This is a genomic window from Nonomuraea helvata (assembly GCF_039535785.1).
Classification (GTDB): domain Bacteria; phylum Actinomycetota; class Actinomycetes; order Streptosporangiales; family Streptosporangiaceae; genus Nonomuraea; species Nonomuraea helvata.
This window is the reverse complement of record NZ_BAAAXV010000001.1, coordinates 1,643,585-1,667,946: the sequence shown is the minus strand read 5'-3', so window position 1 is coordinate 1,667,946 and position 24,362 is coordinate 1,643,585. Positions and strand designations below refer to the sequence as shown.

The 24,362-nt window shown below is 70.7% G+C and carries 23 protein-coding genes; 15 read left to right on the top strand and 8 right to left on the bottom strand.

Annotation, left to right across the window (positions count from 1 at the left end):
• The first annotated feature begins 76 nt into the window (after positions 1 to 76).
• The 5 genes from ABD830_RS07695 to ABD830_RS07675 all read left to right on the top strand — a co-directional run bounded on the left by ABD830_RS07695 (position 77) and on the right by ABD830_RS07675 (position 5,981).
• Entirely contained in the window at positions 77 to 673 is a 597-nt protein-coding gene (locus ABD830_RS07695; protein ID WP_344985763.1) for a TetR/AcrR family transcriptional regulator, read from the top strand.
• A complete protein-coding gene (locus ABD830_RS07690; protein ID WP_344985762.1) occupies positions 673 to 2,409 on the top strand; it encodes an ABC transporter ATP-binding protein in 1,737 nt (578 codons plus the stop codon). The genes ABD830_RS07695 and ABD830_RS07690 overlap by 1 nt, the downstream gene beginning before the upstream one ends.
• Complete coding sequence (locus ABD830_RS07685) at positions 2,406 to 4,358, top strand: ABC transporter ATP-binding protein (protein WP_344985761.1); 1,953 nt, start codon at positions 2,406 to 2,408, stop codon at positions 4,356 to 4,358. The genes ABD830_RS07690 and ABD830_RS07685 overlap by 4 nt, the downstream gene beginning before the upstream one ends.
• Positions 4,359 to 4,480: 122 nt before the next feature.
• A complete protein-coding gene (locus ABD830_RS07680) occupies positions 4,481 to 5,368 on the top strand; it encodes an IS5 family transposase (protein ID WP_378521066.1) in 888 nt (295 codons plus the stop codon).
• A gap of 109 nt (positions 5,369 to 5,477) precedes the next feature.
• Complete coding sequence (locus ABD830_RS07675) at positions 5,478 to 5,981, top strand: NUDIX domain-containing protein (RefSeq protein ID WP_344985760.1); 504 nt, start codon at positions 5,478 to 5,480, stop codon at positions 5,979 to 5,981.
• Positions 5,982 to 6,005: 24 nt separating this feature from the next.
• Here ABD830_RS07675 and ABD830_RS07670 read toward each other — a convergent pair whose 3' ends face one another.
• Positions 6,006 to 6,128, bottom strand: coding sequence for a hypothetical protein (locus ABD830_RS07670; protein ID WP_344985759.1), 123 nt, complete (start codon positions 6,126 to 6,128; stop codon positions 6,006 to 6,008).
• A 118-nt stretch (positions 6,129 to 6,246) separates the two neighbouring features.
• Positions 6,247 to 6,561: a hypothetical protein gene (locus tag ABD830_RS07665; protein WP_344985757.1), complete on the bottom strand. Its 315-nt coding sequence runs from the start codon at positions 6,559 to 6,561 to the stop codon at positions 6,247 to 6,249.
• 129 nt (positions 6,562 to 6,690) lie between these two features.
• On the opposite strand from ABD830_RS07665, the gene ABD830_RS07660 reads away from it, so the two are divergent.
• From ABD830_RS07660 to ABD830_RS07650, 3 genes are read left to right on the top strand one after another with little or no spacing between them, the layout of a single operon-like run.
• The gene (locus ABD830_RS07660; protein WP_344987648.1) at positions 6,691 to 7,083 is read left to right on the top strand and encodes a YbaB/EbfC family nucleoid-associated protein; all 393 of its coding nucleotides are present in this window, start codon (positions 6,691 to 6,693) and stop codon (positions 7,081 to 7,083) included.
• 35 nt (positions 7,084 to 7,118) lie between these two features.
• Positions 7,119 to 11,546: a hypothetical protein gene (locus tag ABD830_RS07655; protein ID WP_344985750.1), complete on the top strand. Its 4,428-nt coding sequence runs from the start codon at positions 7,119 to 7,121 to the stop codon at positions 11,544 to 11,546.
• A 40-nt stretch (positions 11,547 to 11,586) separates the two neighbouring features.
• On the top strand, positions 11,587 to 12,099 hold the full coding sequence (locus ABD830_RS07650) for a hypothetical protein (protein WP_344985749.1): 513 nt from the start codon (positions 11,587 to 11,589) through the stop codon (positions 12,097 to 12,099).
• A gap of 4 nt (positions 12,100 to 12,103) precedes the next feature.
• Here the strand turns inward: ABD830_RS07650 and ABD830_RS07645 are convergent, their stop codons facing one another.
• Complete coding sequence (locus ABD830_RS07645) at positions 12,104 to 13,306, bottom strand: cytochrome P450 (RefSeq protein WP_344985748.1); 1,203 nt, start codon at positions 13,304 to 13,306, stop codon at positions 12,104 to 12,106.
• A gap of 82 nt (positions 13,307 to 13,388) precedes the next feature.
• On the opposite strand from ABD830_RS07645, the gene ABD830_RS07640 reads away from it, so the two are divergent.
• From ABD830_RS07640 to ABD830_RS07630, 3 genes are all read left to right on the top strand, one after another.
• A complete protein-coding gene (locus ABD830_RS07640; protein ID WP_344985747.1) occupies positions 13,389 to 14,012 on the top strand; it encodes a TetR/AcrR family transcriptional regulator in 624 nt (207 codons plus the stop codon).
• A 199-nt stretch (positions 14,013 to 14,211) separates the two neighbouring features.
• The gene (locus tag ABD830_RS07635; protein ID WP_344985746.1) at positions 14,212 to 15,744 is read left to right on the top strand and encodes a carboxylesterase/lipase family protein; all 1,533 of its coding nucleotides are present in this window, start codon (positions 14,212 to 14,214) and stop codon (positions 15,742 to 15,744) included.
• Positions 15,745 to 15,898: 154 nt separating this feature from the next.
• Positions 15,899 to 16,051 carry a hypothetical protein gene (locus ABD830_RS07630; protein WP_344985745.1) on the top strand — a complete coding sequence of 51 codons (153 nt, stop codon included), beginning with the start codon at positions 15,899 to 15,901 and terminating at the stop codon, positions 16,049 to 16,051.
• On the opposite strand, the gene ABD830_RS07625 is transcribed toward ABD830_RS07630, so the two are convergent.
• Positions 16,026 to 16,991 carry an MBL fold metallo-hydrolase gene (locus ABD830_RS07625; protein ID WP_344985744.1) on the bottom strand — a complete coding sequence of 322 codons (966 nt, stop codon included), beginning with the start codon at positions 16,989 to 16,991 and terminating at the stop codon, positions 16,026 to 16,028. The genes ABD830_RS07630 and ABD830_RS07625 overlap by 26 nt on opposite strands.
• Before the next feature lie 149 nt (positions 16,992 to 17,140).
• Here ABD830_RS07625 and ABD830_RS07620 point away from each other — a divergent pair, with 149 nt between their 5' ends.
• Positions 17,141 to 18,574: a serine hydrolase gene (locus ABD830_RS07620; RefSeq protein WP_344985743.1), complete on the top strand. Its 1,434-nt coding sequence runs from the start codon at positions 17,141 to 17,143 to the stop codon at positions 18,572 to 18,574.
• Here ABD830_RS07620 and ABD830_RS07615 read toward each other — a convergent pair.
• Positions 18,571 to 18,816: a hypothetical protein gene (locus ABD830_RS07615; RefSeq protein ID WP_344985742.1), complete on the bottom strand. Its 246-nt coding sequence runs from the start codon at positions 18,814 to 18,816 to the stop codon at positions 18,571 to 18,573. The genes ABD830_RS07620 and ABD830_RS07615 overlap by 4 nt on opposite strands.
• 48 nt (positions 18,817 to 18,864) lie before the next feature.
• Between ABD830_RS07615 and ABD830_RS07610 the strand changes: the two genes are divergently transcribed.
• On the top strand, positions 18,865 to 19,065 hold the full coding sequence (locus tag ABD830_RS07610; RefSeq protein ID WP_344985741.1) for a hypothetical protein: 201 nt from the start codon (positions 18,865 to 18,867) through the stop codon (positions 19,063 to 19,065).
• 61 nt (positions 19,066 to 19,126) lie between these two features.
• On the top strand, positions 19,127 to 20,818 hold the full coding sequence (locus ABD830_RS07605) for a DEAD/DEAH box helicase (RefSeq protein ID WP_378520792.1): 1,692 nt from the start codon (positions 19,127 to 19,129) through the stop codon (positions 20,816 to 20,818).
• A gap of 82 nt (positions 20,819 to 20,900) precedes the next feature.
• Here ABD830_RS07605 and ABD830_RS07600 read toward each other — a convergent pair whose 3' ends face one another.
• Positions 20,901 to 21,044, bottom strand: a complete 144-nt coding sequence (locus ABD830_RS07600; protein ID WP_344985739.1) for a hypothetical protein — start codon at positions 21,042 to 21,044, stop codon at positions 20,901 to 20,903.
• 123 nt (positions 21,045 to 21,167) lie between these two features.
• On the opposite strand from ABD830_RS07600, the gene ABD830_RS07595 reads away from it, so the two are divergent.
• Positions 21,168 to 21,683: a hypothetical protein gene (locus ABD830_RS07595; RefSeq protein WP_344985738.1), complete on the top strand. Its 516-nt coding sequence runs from the start codon at positions 21,168 to 21,170 to the stop codon at positions 21,681 to 21,683.
• A gap of 5 nt (positions 21,684 to 21,688) precedes the next feature.
• Here ABD830_RS07595 and ABD830_RS07590 read toward each other — a convergent pair whose 3' ends face one another.
• Together ABD830_RS07590 and ABD830_RS07585 are read right to left on the bottom strand one after the other, a co-directional pair.
• A complete protein-coding gene (locus ABD830_RS07590) occupies positions 21,689 to 22,189 on the bottom strand; it encodes a DUF4232 domain-containing protein (RefSeq protein ID WP_344985737.1) in 501 nt (166 codons plus the stop codon).
• A gap of 104 nt (positions 22,190 to 22,293) precedes the next feature.
• Positions 22,294 to 24,357: a S8 family serine peptidase gene (locus tag ABD830_RS07585; RefSeq protein WP_344985736.1), complete on the bottom strand. Its 2,064-nt coding sequence runs from the start codon at positions 24,355 to 24,357 to the stop codon at positions 22,294 to 22,296.
• Positions 24,358 to 24,362 lie beyond the last annotated feature (5 nt).

Sequence of the window (24,362 nt, the reverse complement as noted above, 5' to 3'; positions counted from 1 at the left end):
GCCACATAACCATTTGAACGAGTGAGTACTCGCTCATTAGACTCGTTCTATGACAAGAAGGCGAAGGGTGCCGGCCATGGCGCCAGAAGACCGCCGTGCAGCGCTCATCGCCGCCACGCTCCCCCTGCTGCGCGAATACGGCGCCGCGGTGAGCACCCGCCAGATCGCCGAGGCCGCGGGCGTGGCCGAGGGCACGATCTTCGGCGTCTTCCCCGACAAGGCCTCGCTGCTCCGGGCGACGCTGATGAGCGCGTTCGATCCGCAGCCGGCGGTGGACGCGCTGGCGGCCATCGGCACGCAGGTCGAGCTGCGCGCTCGGCTGCGCGAGGTGGTCCTGCTGCTGCGGAAAGGGATGAGCGTCAATGCCAATCTCATGGCCGTGCCCAAGGAGCTGATGGCCGACGACGCCGAGTTCCACGAGCGGATGCTGGACGGCCGGCGCCGGATCGGGACGGCGATCGCCGCTCTGGTCGAGCCCGACCGCGACCGGCTGCGCCGCTCTCCCGAGGGCACGGCGCACCTGCTGCTCATGCTGATCGCGGCCAGCGTGCACCGCGGCTTCGGCCTGGGCGGCGAGTTCGCCGACATGGACGACGAGGAGATCGTCTCCGTCCTGCTCGACGGGCTGCTCGTGCGGCCCTCCTCCACCCCTTCGACAGAAAGCGCCTCTTGATGCTGCTCCGTCTCCTGCGGGTCCAGCTCAGGCCGTACGGGAAGGAGATCACGCTCGTGGTCCTCTTCCAGTTCGTGCAGACACTGGCCACGCTCTATCTCCCCACGCTCAACGCCGACATCATCGACGACGGCGTCGTCAAGGGGGACACCGGTTCCATCATGCGCATCGGGCTGGTGATGCTCGGTGTGACGCTCATACAGATCGTCTGCTCGGTCGTGGCCGTGTACTACGGCGCACGGACCTCGATGGCCCTGGGCAGGGACCTGCGGGCCGCGATCTTCCACCGGGTGCAGGACTTCTCCGTCCAGGAGGTCAACCGGTTCGGCCCGCCGTCCCTGATCACCCGGACCACCAACGACGTGCAGCAGATCCAGCTGCTCGTGCTGATGACGTTCACGATGATGGTGGCGGCTCCGATCATGTGCGTCGGCGGCATCGTGCTGGCGCTGCGCCAGGACACCGCGCTGTCGTCGCTGCTGCTCGTCGTGCTGCCCGTGATGATCGCCATCGTGGCCCTGATCGTGGTGCGGATGCGCCCGCTCTTCCGCACCATGCAGGAGCGCATCGACCGGATCAACCAGGTGCTGCGCGAGCAGATCACCGGCATCCGGGTCATCAGGGCGTTCGTCCGCGACAGGCACGAGCGCGAGCGCTTCGGCGTGGCCAACGACCGGCTGACCGATGTGTCGCTGCGGGTCGGGCGGCTGATGGCGCTGATGTTCCCCACGGTCATGCTGGTGGTGAACGTGTCCAGCGTCGCCGTGGTGTGGTTCGGCGGTCACCGCATCGCCGACGGGACCATGCAGGTGGGCGCGCTGACCGCGGTCATCGCCTATCTCATGCAGATCCTCATGTCGGTGATGATGGCGATGTTCATGTTCATGATGATCCCGCGGGCCGAGGTCTGCGCCGAGCGCATCGAGGAGGTGCTCGGCACCGAGCCGACCGTCCACCCGCCGGCGGAGCCCGTCACCCCCGAAAGACGCCTCGGCGAGCTGGAGCTGCGGTCCGTGGACTTCCGCTACCCGGGCGCCGAGGAGCCGGTGCTGTGCGGCGTGAGCTTCGCGGCGCGGCCCGGCCGTACCACCGCGATCATCGGCAGCACGGGCAGCGGCAAGACGACGCTGCTCAACCTCATCCCCCGCCTGTTCGACGCGACCGCCGGCGAGGTGCTGGTCGACGGCGTCGACGTACGCGACCTCGACCAGGCCGTGCTCTCCCGGGCGGTCGGCCTGGTCCCGCAGTCGCCGTACCTCTTCTCCGGCACCGTGGCCTCCAACCTGAGGTACGGCAGGCCGGACGCGACCGACGAGGAGCTGTGGCGGGCCCTGGAGATCGCCCAGGCCCGCGAGTTCGTCGAGGCGATGCCCGGTGGCCTGGACGAGCCGATCTCCCAGGGCGGCACGAACGTCTCCGGCGGCCAGCGGCAGCGCCTGGCCATCGCCAGGACGCTGGTGCACCGGCCCGAGATCTACCTGTTCGACGACTCCTTCTCCGCCCTCGACTACGCCACCGACGCCCGGCTGCGCGCCGCGCTGGCCGAGGAGATCACCGACGCCACGATCGTCATCGTGGCCCAGCGGGTGAACACCATCCGCGACGCCGACCGCATCCTCGTGCTCGACGACGGCCGCGTGGTCGGCAGCGGCGACCACGCGGAGCTCATGAGCACCTGCCCGACGTACCGGGAGATCGTGCTGTCCCAGCTCACCGAACAGGAGGCAGCAGCATGACGACTCAGGCGCCCGCGCGCCGCCCCCAGCCCGCCTTCGGCCCCGGCAGGATCATGTCCGGGCCCGCCGAGAAGGCCCACGACTTCGGCGGTTCGCTCCGTCACCTGCTGCGGCTGCTGCGCCCCGAGCGCGCGCTGCTCGCCGTCGTCCTCGCCCTCGGGACGGCCAGCGTCGCGCTGACCGTGACGGGCCCCAAGATCCTCGGCCACGCCACCGACCTGATCTTCGCCGGCATCGTCGGCGCCCAGCTGCCCGCCGGGACCACCAAGGAACAGGCCGTGGCGGGGCTGCGTGCCAGAGGACAGGGCACGCTCGCCGACATGGTGTCGTCGATGAACGTGGTGCCCGGCCACGGCATCGACTTCACCGCGCTGGCGCAGGTGCTCGGCTGGGTGCTGGCGATCTACGTGCTGGCGGCGGCGCTCGGGATCCTGCAGTTCCGGCTGACCACGGTCGTCGTACAGCGGGCGGCGTTCCGGCTGCGCGAGCGGATCGAGGCCAAGCTGGCCCGGCTGCCGCTGAGCTACTTCGACGGCCAGCCGCGCGGCGAGATCCTCAGCCGCGCCACCAACGACACCGACAACATCGCCCAGACGCTCCAGCAGACGATGAGCCAGCTCATCTCGTCGGTGCTGACGGTCGTGGGAGTGCTGGTGGTGATGTTCTGGATCTCGCCGATCCTGGCGCTCATCGCGCTGGTCACGGTGCCGGTGTCGGTCTACGTCACCGCGGCCGTCGGCAAGCGTTCGCAGCCGCAGTTCATCAAGCAGTGGTCCTCGACGGGCAAGCTCAACGGCCACATCGAGGAGATGTACGGCGGGCACACGCTGGTCAAGGTGTTCGGCAGGCAGAAGGAGGCCGCCGAGACCTTCGCCGAGCACAACGACGCCCTGTTCGCCTCCAGCTTCCGCGCCCAGTTCATCTCCGGGATCATCCAGCCGGCGATGATGTTCATCGGCAACCTCAACTACGTGCTGGTCGCCGTGGTGGGCGGAGTCAAGGTGGCCTCGGGCTCGATCTCGCTGGGCGACGTGCAGGCCTTCATCCAGTACTCGCGGCAGTTCAGCCAGCCGCTGACCCAGGTGGCCGGCATGGCGAACCTGGTGCAGTCGGGCGTCGCCTCGGCCGAGCGGGTCTTCGAGCTGCTGGAGGCTCCCGAGCAGTCCCAGGAGCCCGAGGGGCCGGCGCGGACCGCGCCGATCAGGGGGCGCGTGGCGTTCGAGAACGTGTCCTTCCGCTACGTGCCGGACCGGCCGCTGATCGAGAACCTGTCGCTGACCGTGGAGCCCGGCCAGACCGTGGCCATCGTCGGCCCCACGGGAGCGGGCAAGACGACGCTGGTCAACCTCATCATGCGCTTCTACGAGGTGACCGGCGGCCGGATCACGCTCGACGGCGTCGACATCGCCGAGCTGTCCAGGGAGGAGCTGCGCGCCAACATCGGCATGGTGCTGCAGGACACCTGGCTGTTCGGCGGCACGATCGCGGAGAACATCGGCTACGGCGCGGAGGGCGCCACGCGCGAACGCATCGAGGCCGCCGCGGAGGCCGCCCACGTGGACCGCATCGCGCACACGCTGCCCGACGGCTACGACACGGTGATCGACGAGGAGGGCGGGACGGTCAGCGCGGGCGAGAAGCAGCTGATCACGATCGCCCGGGCGTTCCTGTCCGAGCCGGCGATCCTGATCCTGGACGAGGCGACCAGCTCGGTGGACACCCGGACGGAGGTGCTCATCCAGCGGGCGATGAGCTCGCTGCGCGAGGGGCGCACCAGCTTCGTGATCGCCCACCGGCTGTCCACGATCCGCGACGCCAGCCTGATCCTGGTCATGGAGAACGGGCGGATCGTCGAGCAGGGCACGCACGAGTCGCTGCTCGCGGCGGAGGGCGCCTACGCCCGGCTGTACTCGGCCCAGTTCGCCCAGGCCGTCGTGGAGGTGGACTAGGCCGTGTTTCGAAAGATCACGTGTGTGAGGCGTGTCGGTGATCGTTGAACGAAGAGGTCTCCGGTAGGTGGTTCAACGACCAAGAAGAACGAAATACCGGAGACCTCGTGACCAGCGTAGTGGTGACGAGGCGGCACGACCTCACTGATGCGCAGTGGGCGGCGCTGGAGCCGCATCTGCCTGCCGCATCGGGCAAGGGGCGTCCGCCGAAGTGGAGCAAGCGTCAGTTGATCGACGGGATCCGGTGGCGGATCCGGACCGGGGCGCCGTGGCGGGACGTTCCTGCCTGCTACGGCCACTGGTTCACCGTGTATGGCTTGTTCCGGCGCTGGCAGCGGGAGGGGATCTGGGCGCGGATCCTGGCGGCCTTGCAGGCGTGTGCGGACGCCGCCGGGAAGATCGATTGGACGGTGAGCGTGGACTCCACCATCACCCGGGCTCACCAGCACGCGGCCGGAGCACGCCGGGACGGTCACCTGCAAAAGGAACCACCCGGCGGGGTGCACAGCGAGCCGGCCGATCATGGCCTGGGGCGCTCGCGCGGCGGGCTGACCACCAAGACCCATCTGGCTTGCGAGCAGGGCCGCAAGCTGCTGGCTGCGGTGGTGACCGCCGGGCAGCGGGGCGACAGCCCGCAGTTCATACCGGTGCTCGGCAAGATCCGGGTGGCCCGCCTCGGCGGTGGCCGTCCCAGGACCCGCCCGGACCGGGTCCTGGCCGACAAGGCCTACACCAGCAAGGCCAACCGGACTCATCTGCGCCGGCGTGGGATCAAGGCGTGCATTCCGAGCAAGGCCGACCAGGACGCTCACCGGCGAGCCAAGGGATCGAAGGGAGGTCGCCCGCCCGCCTTCGACCCCGCGTTCTACCGGCTGCGTCACGCTGTGGAGTGCGGCATCAACCTGCTCAAAGGCAACCGCGGCATGGCGACCCGTTACGACAAGCTCGCCGTACGCTACGAAGCCGTCGTCATCATCGCTGCGATCAACCAGTGGCTCAATGCCTTATGAAACACGACCTAGGCCCCGGCGTCCGCCGTGGGTATCACCGACCCACGGCGGACGCCCGGGGCATCGACCGGCTCGTGGGCGCTGTCCGTCCGGTCAGAATGAGCAGGTGATGGTGCGAATGAACGACATGAGCAAGCCGTACCTGGAGCCGGCCGACTGGTACGCGAGCCTGCCGACGGCATACACCGCGGCCTGCATGCTGCTGACCGACGGCGACGACCGCGTCCTGCTCGTCAAGCCGAACTACCGCCCGTACTGGGCTTTCCCGGGTGGCATCGTCGAAGCCGGGGAGGCTCCGCACGAGGGCGCCGTGCGCGAGATCCTCGAGGAGCTCGGGCTGGACGTCCAGGCCGGAGACCTGCTGGCCGTGGAGTGGTCGCCCCCGCTGGGGGAGCGGCCTCGCCCCATGCTGACCTTCCTCTTCGACGGCGGCGTCGTCGCCGACCCCGGCCGGATCAAACTCCAGGCCGATGAGCTCGACGCCGCCGAGTTCCTCGGCTGGGAAGAGGCCGAGGCCCGGCTTCCGGCGCACACCGCGGCGCGGATCCCCGCCGCGCGCCGTGCCCGCAAGAGCGGCCGTACGGTCTACCTTCCCGTGGCACCTCTGCGATGACGGCGAGGTGAGCGGAGCGGTGCGTCACCAGGCGCGGGTACGGCCGACCCACACGTTGCGAGCGCGGAAATAGGTGTTGCCGGCCGGACCCGGTTGCTCGTCCCAGCCGGGGCCGCCGGGCTCGATCCCGGAAGCCCAGGAGCCCATCTGCAGATTGATGATGAGCCGCTGCGGGACACCGGCCCAGCCGACGTCGCTCTCCGGCGGCCAGCCGAGGCCAGGAGCTGACGCCGATTGATTCCTTGCTCGCCCATTTGTGCCTTTCTCATCGTCCACTGGTACGCAGGGTGCCGGCGTCCTCGCAGGCGTCGTACATGTGCGACGCCCGCCGGATCCTGGATTCCTGCTTCTGGAGCGCGGCCGCCAGCAGGTCGAGCCCGGCGCCGACGCTCTCCATCCGTGGCCCCCGCGCCTGCCAGTACATGAGGCCGTAGTCGTCGTCGCCGAGGGCGGCGCGCGCCGCGGAGGACGACGTCTCGAACTGGACCCGTACGTCGGCCACGTCACCGGCCATCCCGTCCGCCGCGCACGCCAGCCGGTCGAGGTGGCTCTTGCTGAAGGCGACACCGTCGAAGCTCACGGGTCGGCAGCCTAACGGGCACGTCACCATCGGGGCAGTTGATCTCGATATTGACCCCAAAATCAGGAAAGAATGCTACTTCTGAGATGTTTGAGGCTGAAGTGGCAGACGTGAGGGACAGAGGTGACGATGGACGAGTCGTGGCGGCTGCTGGAGCAGCTCGTCCAGGAGGTCAACCAGCAGACCGAGCAGCTCAAGAAGATGCAGGAGAAGGTAGGGGAGCTGTCGGCGACGGCCAGCTCGAAGGACGGCATGGTGACCGTGACCGTCGGCCCGCGCGGTGAGGTGCGGACGATCGACTTCGACCCCCGGGTCTACCGCAAACTGTCGCCTTCGGAGCTGTCCGCCGTGATCGTCCAGCAGATCGAGCGGGCGACCAGCGAGGTCTCCGCCGGGATGAAGGAGCTGATGGAGCCCTTCGTACCAGATCTTCCGTTCGACGATCTGTTCGGCGAGGGGACGGACTTCGCGTCATTCCTGCCGCAACCGAGCACGCCCGAGCCGCGGGACCCTCGGCCGTGATCATGACTGTCGATCGAGAAAGCTGACACCGTCTGATGGGGCTCGATCTCAACCTGGTGCCCGACGTGGTGAAGCCGGTGGCGCAGCCGCTGGCGGGCGGGGCGATCCCGGACGCCGACGTCGGCGGGATCATCGCCGAGGCGGAGACGCTGGAGCACCTGGCGGATCTCCTGGCGAAGATCAAGGCGGAGGACGCCCACGCCGTCGTCCGCATGCTGCGCGGCTGGGAATGGCAGGGCCCCGCCAAGGAGGCGTTCGAGCAGGCGTTCGCCGCGCTGGGCGGGGAGGCGGACGCCGCCGGTCGTCCTTCCGCGGAGGCGCTGATCGACCGGCTGGCGCAGGCGCTCCGGGAGGAGTCCGCGTCCCTGCGCCGGCACGGTGTGCGGATGCAGCAGACCGAGTGGATGATCTATGCCTCGCTGGCGCTGCTCGGCGTGATGATCGTCAGGCTCCTGGTCTGGATCTACGTCAACGGCCCGGCCGTCCTCAGGCTGATCCAGCACCACACGCTGCTGACCCAGGTGAAGATCGAGACGGTCAAGCGGCTCGTCCTCGTCAACATGGTGAAGTTCGCCGCGATCTCAGGCGGCCTGGACTTCGGCGTGCAGGTGGCGCAGCAGATCTGGGGGGCTCGCGAGGCGGGCGACTTCGACCTCGAGTCGCTGGCGATGTCGCTCGGCAGCGGCGCACTGACCGGCGCCCTGTTCGCCGGCGCGAACGCGGGCCTCTCGCGCCTGCTGAGCCGGCCGATGGTGTACGTCGCCTCCGAGGCCGAGCTGGCCGTGCGCGACAGGGTCGTGGCGATCACCCAGAGCATGTACGGCCAGGCGCTGCTGGGCGGCATGGCGGGCACCGCCGGCGCCGTCCCCGGCCTGGCACTCAGCGGGCAGCTCGACGCCGAACACCTGGCCTACACCTTCATCTCCGGCGTCGCGGGCGGCCTCGACATCCCGGCCTCGGCCCGGGTGAGCTTCGTCCCGATGCGGGCAGTCGCTGAGATCGGCGACCCACCGCTCATCGGCACCTCCCACGCCGATCCGCCGCACGCACCCGACGGGCCGCCGCACGCACCCGACGGGCCGCCCCCGCCCGCTCCCCGAGCCCTCGAGCCGCACCAGCCCGGGAGCCCCGGCGACCACACCCCGCCGGCCACCGGCCACGACACGACTGCCCTGGTGCAGCATCCCCGGCCCGAGGACCATGCCGACACCTCAACCGATCATGACCAGTCCCAATCGGGAGACGTGCTGCTCCAGCCGTACCCCAGCCCGGTGATCATGGGTGAGGTCACCCGTCGCCACGACACGCCCCTGCCGGGCCCGGTCGGCGACAGGGCGGGCCACGGCGGAACCCCGGCACGAGCCCCGCAGGGCCTCCCCGCCGACCGAACCCCGACCGGCGAAGCCGCTCCCGCCTCTGCGCCGGTTTCGAGCAGGCTCACGCGCGGTTCCATGCTGCCGGCCACTGTCCCGTCGATCATCAGCACGACCCCCGACGACGCCGGCACTCCCGAGCCGAGCGCACAGGGGACCGACAGCCCTCCCAAGGCCGTCGAGAAGCGGCATGAGGCTCCCGAAGCGGCCGAACCTGCATCGGCCGCCCACAGCAGGCCGGAACGACCAGAGCAGTCTCCCGCGGACGACCCCGCGCCCCACCCGCCACGCGATCACGGCTCCACACCGGAGACCCGGACATCGACGCTCGCGGAGACGCCCCAGGACCAGCCCGTGACGAGAGGGGCACCGGAGCCCGTGGTGGGCCCGGCCGCCGCCCGCCCGGTGACACGCGCGCTGGCGGACTCCGGCATCGGTGACAGCCGGCCGAGCACCCCTGACCCGACGCCGCCGGCTCCGGCCGTCGGCCCAGTAGGACCGTCCCCGTCTGTAAGGCCAGTGGGAACGCCCCCAGCTCCGGCCGAACGCCCATGGGGAACGCCTCCGGACATCCCCGGCGAGTTCTCCCCGATAGCGGATCCGCGGCCACGGAACTTCGCCGAGGCCGCGGCGACGGTCCACCGCTGGACGCCCGGCAGCGAGGGCCGGGACGCCCTCGATGAAGGGCTCCTGGCAGAGGGCCGGCGACTGGTGGACCAGCTGCCCGTACTCGACCACGGCGACACGACGGCGAGAGCCCTCGCATCCATGAGCAGGGTCCTCCAGTGGCATGATCCGCGAAGGGCCATCCCCGAGATCGCGGCCGAACTCGGCCTCGACCGCGATGTCGACGCCCTGGTCGACCTCTACGGCGACGCCCGGCGACACGGCCTGGCCCCCGACAGCGCGACCGACCGCGCGGGACTGACCGACATCCTCAAGAGGAGCATGGAGGCGGACCCCCATCGCTGGGCGGGGCAGCGCCACCACACCCTGTTCTCTCTCCAGGACGTGACCGCCGCGCAGGCACGCACGGTCGGACTCATGGTGCACATGATGGGGGAGGCGATCACCTACAGGAGTGCCCGGGAGTTCGTCAGACCGGTGCTGGAGCGGCACGGCATCCGCGACACCGCGCAGTTGCTGCCGGTCGTCCGGGCGGCCCACGAGAACGGCTACCTCCTCGCCGGACCGGACGGGGAGACGGCGTTCCACACGGGCATGGACCGGTTCCGGCAGGAAGACCCGTACCTGTGGGACGGCGTGCTGCTCGCGGAGAGGCACTCCTTGACCGACCCCGGCGACGAGACGGCACGTCTGGTCGCGCTCCTGGACGAGCACGCCCCGCCCCCGGGCGCCGGCGCGGACCGCGCCGTCCCTCCGCTGGAACGCCTGGCCGCCGATGTCGGCCAAGGGCGCTCGGTCGAGCAGCTCGTACGCCTGGCCGAGGACGCGCAGGCGCACGGCGCCGACCTCGTGCGGGCGGACAGCCCCCATGAGCTCACCGGCCTCCTCAACGCCCACCGGGCGCGAGACCCGCATCTCTGGGACGGGCTGCGGATCGCGGCCGAGCGCGGCATCGCGCATCCGGGGGGCGACGACGCGCGGGCCCTCTCCCGCCTCGCCGAGATCACCGGGGCCGAGGCGCCGTCCCGGCTGTGGGTGTTCGATCCGCTGCGCCGGCTGGCGGGAGAGGCGGGTCTCGACCATTCCGTCGAACGGCTGGCACAGTGCGCGGCCGAGGCCCACCGGGCCGGCTTCGACCTCTTCGGGCCGGTCGACCGGTGGCAGGTGATCGACGCCCTGACCCGGAACACCCCGATCAGCCGGCCGCCGGACGTCCCGCCGGGGCTGCACGATCTGTCCCCCTCGACCGTCCGGGACGCCCGGCAGGCCGCGATCCACGAGCACGCCGAGGCACAGCAGGCGTATCAGCGGGCGCATCCACGCATGCGCCGTGCCCTGTCCCGGTTCGCCGGCACCGACGCGCTGGCCGTGGCGCAGCAGGAACGGGTCGCCTCGCTGGAGGCCCGGGCCCAGGCCTGGCAGCGCCGGCCAGAGCTCCCCGAGGTGTCCTTCACGCGGGATTTCGCGGCGTTCCGGAGAGCCTACGACCAGGCGCTGGAACGCGCGGCCAGGGGAGAGCCGGTGATTCCGTACATGCCGGAGAACGCCACCGCGTCCCTGGGGGCCCGTGACGGCGGGCGCGGGTTCGGGCTGGAGCTCGAGTTCGACCTGCCGGGCCCCGCCACCGGCCGGGTGCTGGAGGACATCGCCCACGCCCTGCACGAGGCTGGTCTGACCGGCGACGCTCAGGTGCACTCGCACCACACCATGCTGGCGCAGGGTTACCGGTCAGGAAAGAACGGCGGGCGCGGCCTCTGGAGGCTGGAGAAGGACGGCACGGTCGCGGGCGAACTGATCTCACCCATCCTGTACGACGAGCCGGCGACGTGGGAGAACCTCCGCATCGCCTGCGAGATCATCCGGGCGCACGGCGGCACGGCCACCGTCTCGACCGGCGGGCACGTCCACGTGAGCACGCACGACTACGACCACATCGTGGAGCACTACACCGGGATGCTGGACTACGTGGACCACCACTCCGACACGCTGTTCAGACTCGGGCACAACCCGGAGCGGGAGAGCCACCGGGGCCTGCAGTACTGTCAGCCCAACCAGCGGCCCGCGGCCGGCTACGAGTCGATGGCTCCGATGCGCAACTCCAACAGCAACCGCAAGGTCGCGGTGAACATGGCGGGCATGAAAGGCTCCTCGAAAGACCACATCGAGTTCCGGCTGTGGGACGGCTCACTCGACCCCGCGGTGATCCAGTCCCAGACGAAGGTGTCGATCGCGCTGGTCGAGGCGGTGCTCCGCAACGCGCCGCTGGGCGATCTCCCCAACATGGGCCGGCGCGACCGGCTGGGCACCCACGCCGGGCTCCGCAAGCTGGGCGCCGCGCTCGACCTCACCGAGCGGGGGAGCCTCTCCTTCCGCAGCCTGGTGGACGAGCTGTTCTGGCGGGCCGCCGACAAGGAGCAGCTCACCGCCCTGTACGCCGCCACGCGCTGGGTGCGCGCGCGATGACGGCACCGGACGACCTCACCACGGAACGGGATGCCGACCAGTGACCGTGATCCTCCGGAACACCTCAGCGATGGAGTCGCCGCCGGTCGCACCGCGCAGAGGCGACGGCCGGCCGTACCGCTACGAGATGATCTACGCGGGCGGGGACTACCGCGGCTACGCCGACGAGCCCGCCGAGCTGGTCGGGATGCTCGTGCCCGGTTACGACGAGCTCGCCGACGACGAGCGGATGACGGCGCGGGTCCGCTTCGCCCTGAACGCGCAGGTCAGGTTGCAGGCCCAGCTCGCGGCCGGGCCGGATCTCGACGACTGCGGCGAGGCGGAGCGCGCCGTGATCCTCGGCGGCCGCCACGAACCGCCGGCGCCCGCCCGATGGGAGGCGCCGGTTCCGCTGGTCCTGGTCTCGACCTTCTACGAGCCGGCCGGGGCGCTGCCGAGGCCGTCGGGGCCCGCGGACCTCCAGGTGTGGCTGGACCCGGCCGACGACTGGACCTTGCTGACCAGCCTGCACACTGCCGGCATGATCGCCGTGAACAGGCGGCGCGAGACCTGAGGCGTCACCAGGTGACGGGCAGCTCGTGGATCCCGTAGACGGTGGCGTCGTCCTTGAACTCGAGCTGCTCGGCGGGGACGGCCAGCCGCAGGCCGGGGATCCGCCGGAACAGGGTGTTGAAGACGATCTCCAGCTCCACGCGGGCGAGGCTCTGGCCCAGGCACTGGTGCGGGCCGAAGCCGAACGCCAGGTGGCTGCGGGCGTCGCGCTCGATGTCGAACGTGTCGGCGTCGGCGAACACCTCCGGATCGCGGTTTCCGGCGTTCGCCAGCATCAGCACGCCCTCTCCCGCAGGGATGACCGTGCCGCCGAGCTCCACGTCCTCGAGGGCCACCCGCATCATCGCGAACTCCGCGATGGTGAAGTGCCGCAGGAGCTCCTCGACCGCGCCCGCCGTCTTGCCCGGGTCCTCGCGCAGCGCGGCCAGCGCGTCGGGGTGCCGCAGCAGCATGTACGTGCCCAGCGAGATCATGTTCGCGGTCGTCTCGTGCCCGGCGATCAGCAGCAGGAATGCCAGGCTGAGCAGCGCGCCATGGTCCACCCCGCCGTTCTCGCGCTGCTTGATCACCTGGCGGCCGAGCAGGTCGTCGGTGGGGTCCTCCTCCTTGGCCCTGATCAGCTTGTCCAGGTAGATGGCCAGTTCGAGGGAGGCGTGCTGCCGCTCCTGCGGCGTGATGGTGCGGTTCAGCAACTGCGCGGAGTGCGTCTGGAAGAAGTCGTGCTCCTCGTACGGCACGCCGAGCAGCTCGCAGATCACCAGCGAGGGCACCGGCAGCGCCAGCGCCCGCACCAGGTCGACCGGGCGCGGGCCGGCCAGCATGGCGTCGAGGTGCTCGTCCACGATCTGCTGGATACGCGGCCGCAGCGCCGCCATGCGCCTGACGGTGAACTCCCCGATCACGGCGCGACGGGCCTGACCGTGCTCGGGCGGGTCCATCTCCAGCATCATCTTGGGCAGCGGTGACTCGCCCGGCCCCGTCTCGCCGTTCAGCCTGGGCGCGTTGGGGTGGCGGCGGTCGGCAGTGAAGCGCGGGTCGCTCAGGATCGTGCGGATGTCCTCATAACGGGCGGCGACCCAGGCCTCCGATCCCTTCGGCAGCGCGACCTTGGTGACCGGCTGCTCGCGCAGGAAGCGAAGATGCTGCTCCGGCGGGGCGTACGGGCAGGTGCGGGTGATCTGGAGCGTCTCCGCGGAGTCAGCGGTCACGAGGGTCCCCCATCGGCGTGTGATCCCAACTTCCCTACATCCGTAGGCTAACCTACGAATGTAGGCCACAGTACACTGAGGCGTGGCCCTCCCCAGAGACAGAAGCACCGACCTGAACGACCCGCGGGTGCGCCGCACGCAGGCGGCCCTGCGGCGCACGCTGATCGAGCTGGTCCAGGACCGCGACCTGTCCAGGATCAGCGTCGCCGACGTCGCCGAACGCGCCGGGGTGAGCCGGTCCACGTTCTACGACCACTACCGTGACGTGCACGAACTGGCCGAGGCGGCCTGCACGGCGATGATCGACGACCTGATCGACGCCATCCCCGAGCCCGGCACCCGGGAAGAGACCACCGACACCCTGCTGACCTTCTTCGCCCTCCTCGCCGAGCACGCCGGGCTCTACCGCAGCGTGCTCGGGGCCCAGGGCAGCGCGCGCGTCATCGACCACGTACGCCGCCGTGCCACCGTCGCGGCCTACGTCGGCGCGCTCCGCGCCGCCACCGGCGGCGACGGTCCGTCGCCTGCCGACTTCACGGACGGCGTTCCGCATGACGTGCCCGCCGCGTTCACCGCGGGGGCGCTCATCGGCGTCGCCACGGACTGGCTTCAGCACGGATGCCCGTGCTCGCCCGCCGAGATGGCCGCGCTGACCCGGCCGCTGCTGGCGGCCCTGTACCACGAGGACGGCCGCACCCGGTCCTGACGCCCGGCGGCAGGCAGGGCCGTGCCGAGGCTTGCGGCCACACCATCGACCGGCCGGGCCCTCCGACGGGGCGGTCCGCGGCTGGGACGGGGCGCCATCGCGGCGTCCGAGCCGGCGGCCGCCGCTTGCTGCGCGCGGCGATGCGGCGATGCGGCGACGGCAGTGTAAAAACGACGTGCCACGAGTGAGGAGCCGCCCGATGTCCGCAGTCGAGTCCCGCGAGCCCGAAGTCCGTACCGCCGCCGGTGTGGTGCGTGGCCGCGCGGAAGGCGGCCTCGCCGTCTTCCGCGGCATCCCGTATGCCGAACCCCCGATCGGTGAGGCCCGCTTCCAGGCGCCCCGGCCCGTGCGCGGTTGGGACGGGGTACGCGAGTCGCACACCTTCGGCCCGCCGGCCCCACAGGATGCCAACATGGCCGGCCGCAGCGGCGGCGACCTCTTCAAGGGCACCGGCGACGACTGGCTGACCGTCAACGTCTGGACGCCCGCCCCGGACCCGGCCGCCCGCCGCCCGGTCATGGTGTGGATCCACGGCGGCGCCTACAAGCACGGCTTCTCCGGCAGCCCCGGCTACGACGCCCAGCACATCGCCAGCGACGGCGACGTGGTGTTCGTGTCGCTGAACTACCGCCTCGGCGTCGAGGGCTTCCTGCACATCGACGGCGCGCCCGCCAACCGTGGCCTGCTCGACCAGGTCGCCGCCCTGGAGTGGGTGCGCGAGAACATCACGGCGTTCGGCGGCGACCCCGGCCAGGTGACCGTCCTGGGCGATTCGGCCGGCGCCGGGTCCATCGCCGCGCTGATGGCCATGCCGAGCGCGGCAGGGCTGTTCCGGCGGGCCGTCGGGCAGAGCCTGCCGGGCACGTTCCTCTCCGACGCCCTGGCCAGGGACGTCGCGGCGGCACTGGCGGCCGGGGCGGGCCTGCGTCCGACCGCAGGGGAGCTGTCCGGCGTGGATCCGCGCGAGCTGGTGACGACCGGGCACGCCCTGGAGCCGAAGATGCGGCAGTACGAGGACCGCTGGGGCTCGTTCGCGCACACGCTCACCCCCTTCTCGCCGGTCGTCGACGGCGACGTGCTGCCGGCCGCGCCCTGGCAGGCGCTGGCGGGCGGCGCGGGACGGGACGTGGAGCTGATCATCGGTCACACCCGCGACGAGTGCCGCACGTTCATGCTCTTCTCCGGTCAGCTCGGCAAGATCACCGAAGAACAGGCGGCGGAGGCGCTGCGCCACTTCGGCCCCGGCGAGGACGGCGAGCGCGCCTACCGCGCGGCGTTCCCGGACGCGTCCGCCGAGGAGCTGTACGAACTCGTGCAGAACGACTGGCTGTTCCGCATGCCGACGCTGCGCCTGGCCGAGGCGCAGGCCGCCGGCGGCGGGCGGGCGTACCTGTACGAGCTGGCCTGGCAGTCCCCGGGCATGGGCGGAGCGCTGGGCGCCTGCCACGGCCTGGACGGCCCACTGCTGTTCGGCACCTACGACGCCCACCTGGGCCCGGCGGCCATCGGCCCCGACCACACCGCCGAGGCCCGCGAGCTGACGTCCCAGATCCGCACGGCCTGGACGTCCTTCGCGACCTCGGGCGACCCGGGCTGGCCCGCGTACGACTTCCGGCAGCGCCTGACGCGGGTCTTCGACACGCCGCCGTCGGTCACGGCGTACCCCGAGGAGATCTCGCGGCGCCTGTGGCAGGACCACGTCTTCGAGGCGCTTCCCCTGCTGACCGCCTGAGCGGCCGGCGCCGGCGATCACGTGATGGCGGCCGTCGCGTGTCATGATGGTGGACGCATGAGTACGTCAGACCGCCTAGGAGGTCATCCTCGGCCGGATCACCGAGCTGGTCGAGGGCTTCGACGCGGCGGCCGGACCGGACGAGGTCCGAAGAGTGCGGGGCGAGCTGGACGGGCTGTCCGCGATCATGGAGTCGCACTTCGCCTACGAGGAGCGCGAGATCGTCACGGCGCTGAACAGGCTTGACGTCCCAGGCTGGCACCGCGACGTGCCGCGCTTCCTCAGGACCGAGGAAGACGCTCCCTGACCTGGTGCTGCTCGGGCAGCTGGCTTTCCGGGTGCGCCCAGGCCAGGACGTTGCCGTGCCCTTCGCGCTGGAAGAAGTCGTGCACCTCCTGGTCGGAGTGGCGCAGGCTGAAGTGGGTCAGGACAAAAAGCGTGTCCGGACGCGCCTCGACCACGGGTTTGAGCCGGCTCCAGACCGTGTGCCCGACCCGGTCGGCGCGGGGCAGCTCACTGTCGTACAGAAAGGTGCACTCGGTGATGATGACCGGATAGGTGAACAGCCAGGGATTCTGCTCGAACACCGACACGTGCGTGTCGCCCAGGAAAGCGAACAGGGGGCGGCGTACCTGCTGGTCGACCTCCACGCCTTCCTGCCGTTTGCGGGCCATGACGCGGCCGAACTCCGCGCCGCGTCCCTCCTCGGTGAGCGTACGCCGGAGCTCCTGGAATTCGGGCAGCAGCTCTTTGCCGGCCTCGGAGAACGCATAGCCCACGCAGGGCACTTTGTGCTCGCACCGCACCACGCGGACATGGTGGCCGCGGGAGCCGAAGGTGAATTCGTCGCCGTGCCGGACGCCGTGCAGACGAGACGCCGGGGCCAGCGCGGGATCGTACGCGGCCGCGTGATTCAACTCGGCGGAGGCACGCAGATAGGCCTCCACGTAGGGCAGCGCCTCGGCAGGCACGTAGATGTCGGCGCCGGACGGCCTCGAGGCGAGATAGTCGAGGTCCTTGGAGTGGTCATGGTGCGTGTGCGTCAGGAAGACCGTCTCGGGCTGCCGCCCCTCGCACAGCCCGGCGTCCAGGGCGCACCGCAGCTCCGGTATGTGAAAAAAGGTTTTGTCGTTCGCGCGGGAGTATCCGGTGAGCGTGAATGTGGTGCCGGGAATCCGCCAGGTCTTCCACTGCCGGAAAGGATGTCCCGTTATCAGCCGGTCAGGGGGATGGGAGGTCTGTGTCATCGGGTGCGCCTTCCGGAGGTCCGAGCGTGATTTCGTCCTGGCCCGATGGCCGATGCTTCCGGACGGGCGCCCGAAATTCCACCGGATATCACCCCGAAATTATCTGAATCGTCGGCCTTCCCGGGATCACTCTGACTACAGTGGCGCGGGTGACATTACCAAGATCCTCAAACCGTACTCGAGGCCTCGCCGGCCTCGCCGCCACGGCCGTACTGTTCGGTGGTCTCGTCGCTGTGCCGCAGGCAGCCTCGGCGGAAGGCGGCTCGCCGCTCGCGCAGCATCTGCGGCAGACCGTCGACCAGTTGAAGTTCGAGCAGGTCCTGGACACCGACCCGCCGACGAGCGCGGCCGAGCTCAACGCGCTGCGGCAGAACGACGTCGAGAAGGAGGCGGCCAAGCCGCCGAAGCGGGCGGACCTGAAGGCCGCGGCCGCCGCCGCGGCGCCGATCTCGCAGCAGCCGCAGATCGACCTGACCGTCATCGAGCTGAACAGGCTCGGCCGTCCCGTCTCCTCCGGCACCGTGCTGATGAGCCCGCAGTACCCGGACGGGAAGATCGTGCCGGTGGACCGCAACCTGCACACCACCGACGTGCGCTGGCGGCAGTGGGACGACGCCGGCTGGTACGCCAACCACGGTCAGGGCACGATCGACGTGGTGGCGGGACGGGAGAACGCCTCCATCGACTTCATGCTTCCCTACCCCGCGTCCGTGCTGAAGCTCATGGTGGCCTTCGGGGTGCTGCGGCTGGTGGACAAGGGCGAGATCTCGCTCGACGACACCTACGCCTACGAGCCGACGACGATCAGCTCGCTGTGCGGCCCGGCCAGCAGCAACACGGTCCGCAACTACCTCGACGCCTCGCTGACCTGGTCGTCGAACGCCGCCTCCTGCGCCATGGTCAAGCTGCTGCACGACCACGGCGCGGTCGACGGCCTGAACCAGACCTTCCAGGACCTGGGTCTGGAGACGCTCCAGCTGAAGAACACCAACCCGGCCAACGGCGCCCGGTGGGGCAACCCCGTCACCATGAGCTCCCTCGACACGGCCAAGCTGCTCATGCTGGTCAACGGCGGCCTGGGCACCCTGTGGACGGCGCCCGGCGGCACCGCGGTCACCGCGGCCGTCCTGAGCCCCGCCTCGCGGGAGTTCTTCAAGAGCAAGCTCGGCGACCAGGGCATGAACGTCACCCTGTCGACCACCAACTGGTGCGGGGCCGCCTACCCCGCCCAGGGCATCCCGCAGCTCACTCCGTCACGCTGGATCGGCGCCGACGGCACCGTGACGATCCCGGGCGAGGGCGTCGCGTACGGCCACGACGTGCGGCCGTGCAATGACGCGGCCGAGGTGACGTTCGCCCACAAGAACGGCTGGGTGGGCAACTCCGGAGCCGACGCGGGCATCGTCAAGGCCCTGCCCGGCAAGGGAGGCCGCACCTACATCGTCGCCATGTTCTCCAACCTCGGCTACCAGTACGTCGACTCCAACCGGCCGCCGACAGGCGCCGAGAACGTCTGGTTCACCGAGAAGATGGCCCTGCTCGGCAAGGCCATCGACACGTACGAGAAGAAGCGCCACCCCTAAGTGAACAGGGGGCGGGTGGACGCCGTGGCATCCACCCGCCCCCAGCGGTTGCGCGGCGGGCTGACCCGGATGGCGCGGGCCTGCCGCTGCAACTCCCGCGACTCGGCGAGCAGCGCGCCGGCCTTGCTCTCGTCCCCGGCCTCCCGGGCGCGGAGCGCGTCGAGCGTGGCCACCATCGCCCTGCCCCACAGCCCGGTGGCGTCCAGCCAGGACGCGGCGTCGTCGGCGAAGCCCTTCTGCACCGATCCGCCTCGGTCGCAGCGCTGTCGCCGCCGGCGAGATAGTCAAGAGTGGAATTACGGCACTCGCGCAGCAAACTCCTCATGGCCGGGCCGACGACGGGTCGCCCTGGTGGGCTGCACTCGTGGAGCGATGACGACATCGGGAACGTCGCCGCCTGGGGCATCCGGTTGTTCAGCCCCGGCGAGCTCCCGCGGCAGGTGATGCATCGGCGGCGGATCCTGGACGGCTTCCCGCTGATCTCCGCCTGATGTTCTCCGCCCCTTGGCATGGGTAGACCTGCGGTATTGCGTACGGTGGGGATGCATGACCATGAATGCGACCGATGGCGAGGTCACCTTCGCCGATCTCGGGCTCAGAGCCGAGCTCCTGGACGTGCTGTCCGATCTGGGTTACGAAGAGCCCACGCCGATCCAGAGAGCGGCGATCCCGCCGTTGGCCCAGGGGAGTGACCTGCTCGGGCAGGCGGCGACGGGCACGGGCAAGACCGCGGCGTTCGCGCTGCCCGTGCTCCAGCGCATGCCGCCCCCCGGTGATGGCACGGGGCCGACGACGCTGGTGCTGGTGCCCACGCGGGAGCTGGCCGTTCAGGTCTCGGAGGCGTTCCACCGGTACGGCCGCATCCTGGGTGCCCGCGTCCTGCCGATCTACGGCGGAGCGCCCATCGGCCGGCAGTTGCAGGCGCTCAAGCGTGGCGTGGACGTCGTGGTCGCGACGCCGGGACGGGCCCTCGACCACATCGGCCGGGGAACGCTCGACCTGGAGACGCTGCGCACGGTCGTCCTCGACGAGGCGGACGAGATGCTCGACATGGGGTTCGCCGACGACATCGAGGCGATCCTCGCGGAGACCCCCGAGGATCGCCAGACCGTGCTGTTCTCCGCGACGCTGCCGCCGCGCATCGACGGGATCGCCCGTCGGCACCTGCGCGACCCGGTCCGGATAGAGATGGGGCACGCGGCCGCGGCGGGGCGCGAGGCGACGCCGTTGGTGGAGCAGAGCGCGTACCTGGTCGCCAGGGCGCACAAACCGGCGGCGCTCGGGCGGCTTCTCGACATCGAGGCGCCGTCGGCCGCGATCGTCTTCTGCCGCACCCGTGAAGAGGTCGACCACCTCACGGAGACCATGAACGGGCGCGGCTACCGTGCCGAGGCCCTGCACGGCGGGATGGAGCAGGAGCAGCGCGACCGGGTGATGTCACGGCTGCGGGCCGGGACCGCTGACCTGCTCATCGCGACCGACGTGGCCGCGCGCGGGCTCGACGTCGAACAACTCACCCACGTCGTCAACTACAACGTCCCGTCCGCCCCTGAGGCGTACGTGCACCGCATCGGCAGGGTGGGCCGCGCCGGCCGCGAAGGGGTCGCGCTGACCCTGGTGGAGCCGCGCGAGCACCGCATGCTCAAAGCGATCGAACGGGTGACCAACCAGCGGATCGCGGTGGAGCGGCTGCCGACCGTCGCCGACCTGCGGGCGCGCCGGATGGAGCTGACCCGTGCCGCGCTGGAGGAATGCCTGCTCCAGGACGACCTCGAGCCGTTCCATGTCGTGGTCGAGTCGCTCACCGACGAGTTCGATCTCATGGAGGTGGCGCTCGCCGCGGTCAAGCTCGCGCACGAGGCGAGCGGGACCACGCCCGACGAGCAGGAGATTCCCGAAGTGGCCCCGCGGACCGTGGACGATCGGCGCGGGCGGAGGGAGGCCGCCCCGGCCGGCGGGCGGTACGCCCGTGGCGCCGCGGGTGGAATGGCACGCCTCTTCTTCGGCCTGGGCCGCAGCGCGGGGATCCGGCCGCAGGATCTGGTCGGCGCGATAGCCGGAGAGTCGAGCCTGAGCGGACGCGACATCGGCGCGATCGAGATCGCCGACCGGTTCTCGCTGGTGGAGGTGCCGCAGGCCGCGGCCGACGAGGTGATCGCCGCGCTCCGGCGGACCACGATCAAGGGAAGGAAGGCGATCGTCCGCCGCGAGCGTGACCCACGCGGCAGACGAACGCAACGATGAGGCTCCCGGTGAGAGGTGCCCGCTGAGGCCCCGGTGAGGTGCCTGGGGGCAGCACGCGGACGGCGGTGTGCTGTCCGGCGCGTCAGGTGCCCGGGGCCGCCGGGACGGAGTGGATCGAGGTGGGGCGGGTGGCCGCGTCGTAGGCCGACCGGGAGCCGGTCGCCCACCCCATGCCGCTGTCGCCGGCCGGCAGGTCCATCAGCTCCAGCAGCCGGACGGCCGACATCGGGAGCGCTCGGACGGCTTGAGCACGACGGTGTTCCCGCGGCCGGCAGCGGGCCGAGCGCCCCCAGGATCATGGGCACGGGGAAGTTCCACGGCACGATGACCGCGGGCACCTCCGTGCACCATGGACAACCAGTACTGCCAGCGCCGGATGCGTGAGATCTGGGACGACCCCAAGCGCGGCGCCGCGCCGGTCAACTGGACGCTCAGCCCGCTGCTGGCCGACATCGGCCCCGCTCTGCTGGCGTGCTACCAGCGCACGGCCACCGCGAACGACCTGCTCATCTCCGGCCCGTCCGGTGCCGGCTACACCTACCCGGGGTCGTGGCCGGCGGCGGCGCTGGCCGCGTACACGCAGCTCACCGGCCGTTTCCTGCGCCGCACCGGCATGGATCTCGTGTACGCCTACAACCACCGCAAGCCCGAGGGCGACGGCTGGGCGGCCTTCGACGAGCGCGTCGTCGCCGCGTACCGGCGCGACACCCCGTTACGCGGCATCATCCAGTCATGGGAGACCGGCGACCTGCTGATCGACCCGGCGGGCCTGCCCGTGATCGGGAACTTCTCGCCGCAGGGCAAGGCGCAGGAGTACCGGGACACGCTGGTGCGGCGGCATCTGTCGGGCGGCCGCCCGCTCTGACCCGGTCAGCGCAAGGGCGCGACGTCGATGCGGCCGTCGTCGCACACCTGCGCGGTGAAGGGGATCTCCAGGTGGGCGGTCTCGTCCGGAGGGATGATCATGAGGCGGGCGGCCGTCGGGCAGGTCTTCTCGCCGCCCGTCTCGATCACACCCCAGTGCAGCCCGGCCTTCGCGCTATGTCCTGGCTTGAGCGTCACGCGGTGCGGCGTGACGTGGTCCCTGCGGACCCTCGTCCGAAGGGCGTCGCCCTTGCCGTCGATCATGATGAGCCCGACGAACCCGTAGACCGAGCACGTCCTGCCCGACCTGTTGGTGAGAAACAGGTCGGTGTTGCGCTGGCCCGCCCCCGGGTCGATCCGGCCGAGGCTCGCCTTCAACTGTCCCGTCACGCATCGCTGGGCCGCGGTTTCCGACGAAGAGGTGGCGTGGGCCTCAGCGCCCCAGCCGGTGACCGCCAGCAGCAGCATGGCCGTTACGGCGGCGGTGCGCCTTCTGTCAGCTTTCATACATTCTTTGACGCTCGTCACCGCCATAGTGTTCGCGGCGCGACACCGGGAAAAGGGCCGGGCTGCCCGCGACAGGCGCGCGGGCAGCCGTCCTGCGGGTGCCGCTACAGCGTCAGGGTCCATCCGTTGATGAAGCCCTTGTCACCCTTGGCGAGATCTTCCACCCGGAGTTTCCAGGTGCCGCTGGCTGGTGAGACGTTGGCGTTCACCCAGTAGTTCTCGTCGATGTTGTCGGTGCCGTCCTTGGGATCGGCGGCGCGCAGCGGATACACCTTGTTGTCCGGCGCGACCAGGTCGATCTTCAGGTCGCCGCGCCAGGTGTGGTCGATCTCGACGTGGACCCGCGTGCGCGTGGGGGCGTTGCCGTTGAGCCAGGCCAGGACGATGCTGGACTCGGCGACGCCGGGATCGGGGATGGCGGTGTCGTCCCAGTTGCCGAAGCAGGGCAGCCGGATCCACCAGCCGTCGATGAAGCCGGTGTCGAGGTATTCGACGTCCTGCACGCGCAGTTTCCAGGTGCCGCTGGCCGGGGAGGCGCTGGCGTTGACGGTGTAGGTCTCGTGGATGATGTCGCCGCTGTCGTTGGGATCGTTGGCCTGCAGCGGGTAGACCTTGTTGTCCGGGGCGATCAGGTCGATCTTCAGCTCGCCGCGCCAGCTGTGGTGGATGTCGACGTACACCTCGGTGGTGGCGGGCGCGGTGCCCATCAGGCCGCTGACCGCGATGGAGGACGTCACGGTGCCGTGGTCGGGGATCGCGGTGTCCTTCATGTTCTCGTAGTACGGGATCGGCCAGGCGCCGGGGTCAGGGCTCTTCCCCAGTACGGCGGCGTCGACCTGGATCCGGGGGGTGGTCACGCCGTTGTAGGCGATGGATTTCCCGGTGCTCTTCAGAGCGGTTTCGAGCTGGTCCAGCGTGGCATTGGGCATGGCCTGGCGCAGTACGGCCAGGGCTCCGGTGACGTGCGGAGCGGCCATCGAGGTGCCGCTCAAGGAGGCCCACTTGCCGCCGGGGACGGAGGAGACGATGGAGACGCCGGGGGCGAAGAGGTCCAGCAGCGCGCCGCGGTTGCTGAAGGCGGCCACGCCGTCCTGGTCGGTGGTGGCGCCGACGGCGATGGCCGAGGACACGCAGGCGGGGGCCGCTACGGCGGCGCCGAAGCCGTCGTTGCCGGCCGCGACCACGGTGGCCACGCCGGCGGTGCGCAGGCTGTCGATGACCGTCTTGTACAGGACGTCGTCGCAGGCGGCGGTGTACTGGCCGCTGCCCAGGCTGAGGTTGGCGGCCACCAGCGGCACGCCCTCGTTCTTCAGTTCCAGCACCTTCTCCAGGCCGGCGAGCTGGGCGCTGGTGAAGCTGAGCACGCACGGGGCGGCGCCCGGCCCGCACACGTCTTCGGAGCTGAACTTGCTGAACACCTGGATCGCGACCAGCTCGGCGCCGGGCGCGACGCCGGCCGGTGGGGCGCCGGTCACGCCCGTGCCGTTGCCGACCGCGATGCCGGCCACGTGGGTGCCGTGGTCGCAGTCCAGCGCGACGTCGGCGCACGGGCCCTGGTCGGAGTCGGCCGAGCCGGGCCCTTCCTGCGCGGCGGTGCCGTCGGGACACAGGCTGGTGGCCGAGTAGTTGTCGTCGATGGGGGAGAAGCAGGCCTCCTCCAGCACCCGGTCCTTGAGGAAGGGGTGGTTGACCGCGACGCCGGTGTCCAGCACGGCCACCACGCTGCCGGCGCCCGTCTTGCCCGCGGCCCTGGTCTTGTCGGCGCCGATCAGCGGAATGCTCTCGGCCAATGACGCCCGCATCGGCCGGTCCTCGGTCACGCTGACCACATTGGGCAGTTTGGCCAGCCGGTCCAGCCCGGCCTGGTCGACGTGCAGGGTGACCACGGGGAAGCGGGACAGCTGCTGGACGACCTGGCCGCTGGCGGCCGCGTCCGGCATGTCGGCGCGGGTTCTGCTGACCACGTTCACCCTGATCTTGCCTGCGGCTGCCACCCGGGCGCTCAGCTGGGGCTCGATATAGGGGGCCGCCGACGTGGTCTGCTGCGCGGCCGAAGCGGCGGCCGTGGGAGCCGCTGGAGAAGGGGCCTCTGCCGCGTAGGCCGGCCCGGTCGCGATCGCCGTGGCCGCCAGCGCCACGATGAGACTGGATAAAACTCGCAATTTCATGACGT

What these genes read in the sequence shown, in the direction of transcription:
- ABD830_RS07585 (WP_344985736.1), bottom strand. Translation starts at nt 24,357, where the DNA reads ATGAAATTGCGAGTTTTATCCAGTCTCATCGTGGCGCTGGCGGCCACG.
- ABD830_RS07600 (WP_344985739.1), bottom strand. Translation starts at nt 21,044, where the DNA reads ATGTCGGCCGTCCGGCTGCTGGAGCTGATGGACCTGCCGGCCGGCGAC.
- ABD830_RS07660 (WP_344987648.1), top strand. Translation starts at nt 6,691, where the DNA reads ATGGACGAGTCGTGGCGGCTGCTGGAGCAGCTCGTCCAGGAGGTCAAC.
- ABD830_RS07695 (WP_344985763.1), top strand. Translation starts at nt 77, where the DNA reads ATGGCGCCAGAAGACCGCCGTGCAGCGCTCATCGCCGCCACGCTCCCC.
- ABD830_RS07595 (WP_344985738.1), top strand. Translation starts at nt 21,168, where the DNA reads ATGGACAACCAGTACTGCCAGCGCCGGATGCGTGAGATCTGGGACGAC.
- ABD830_RS07675 (WP_344985760.1), top strand. Translation starts at nt 5,478, where the DNA reads ATGGTGCGAATGAACGACATGAGCAAGCCGTACCTGGAGCCGGCCGAC.
- ABD830_RS07605 (WP_378520792.1), top strand. Translation starts at nt 19,127, where the DNA reads ATGAATGCGACCGATGGCGAGGTCACCTTCGCCGATCTCGGGCTCAGA.
- ABD830_RS07635 (WP_344985746.1), top strand. Translation starts at nt 14,212, where the DNA reads ATGTCCGCAGTCGAGTCCCGCGAGCCCGAAGTCCGTACCGCCGCCGGT.
- ABD830_RS07590 (WP_344985737.1), bottom strand. Translation starts at nt 22,189, where the DNA reads ATGAAAGCTGACAGAAGGCGCACCGCCGCCGTAACGGCCATGCTGCTG.
- ABD830_RS07670 (WP_344985759.1), bottom strand. Translation starts at nt 6,128, where the DNA reads ATGGGCTCCTGGGCTTCCGGGATCGAGCCCGGCGGCCCCGGCTGGGAC.
- ABD830_RS07625 (WP_344985744.1), bottom strand. Translation starts at nt 16,991, where the DNA reads ATGACACAGACCTCCCATCCCCCTGACCGGCTGATAACGGGACATCCT.
- ABD830_RS07685 (WP_344985761.1), top strand. Translation starts at nt 2,406, where the DNA reads ATGACGACTCAGGCGCCCGCGCGCCGCCCCCAGCCCGCCTTCGGCCCC.
- ABD830_RS07690 (WP_344985762.1), top strand. Translation starts at nt 673, where the DNA reads ATGCTGCTCCGTCTCCTGCGGGTCCAGCTCAGGCCGTACGGGAAGGAG.
- ABD830_RS07655 (WP_344985750.1), top strand. Translation starts at nt 7,119, where the DNA reads ATGGGGCTCGATCTCAACCTGGTGCCCGACGTGGTGAAGCCGGTGGCG.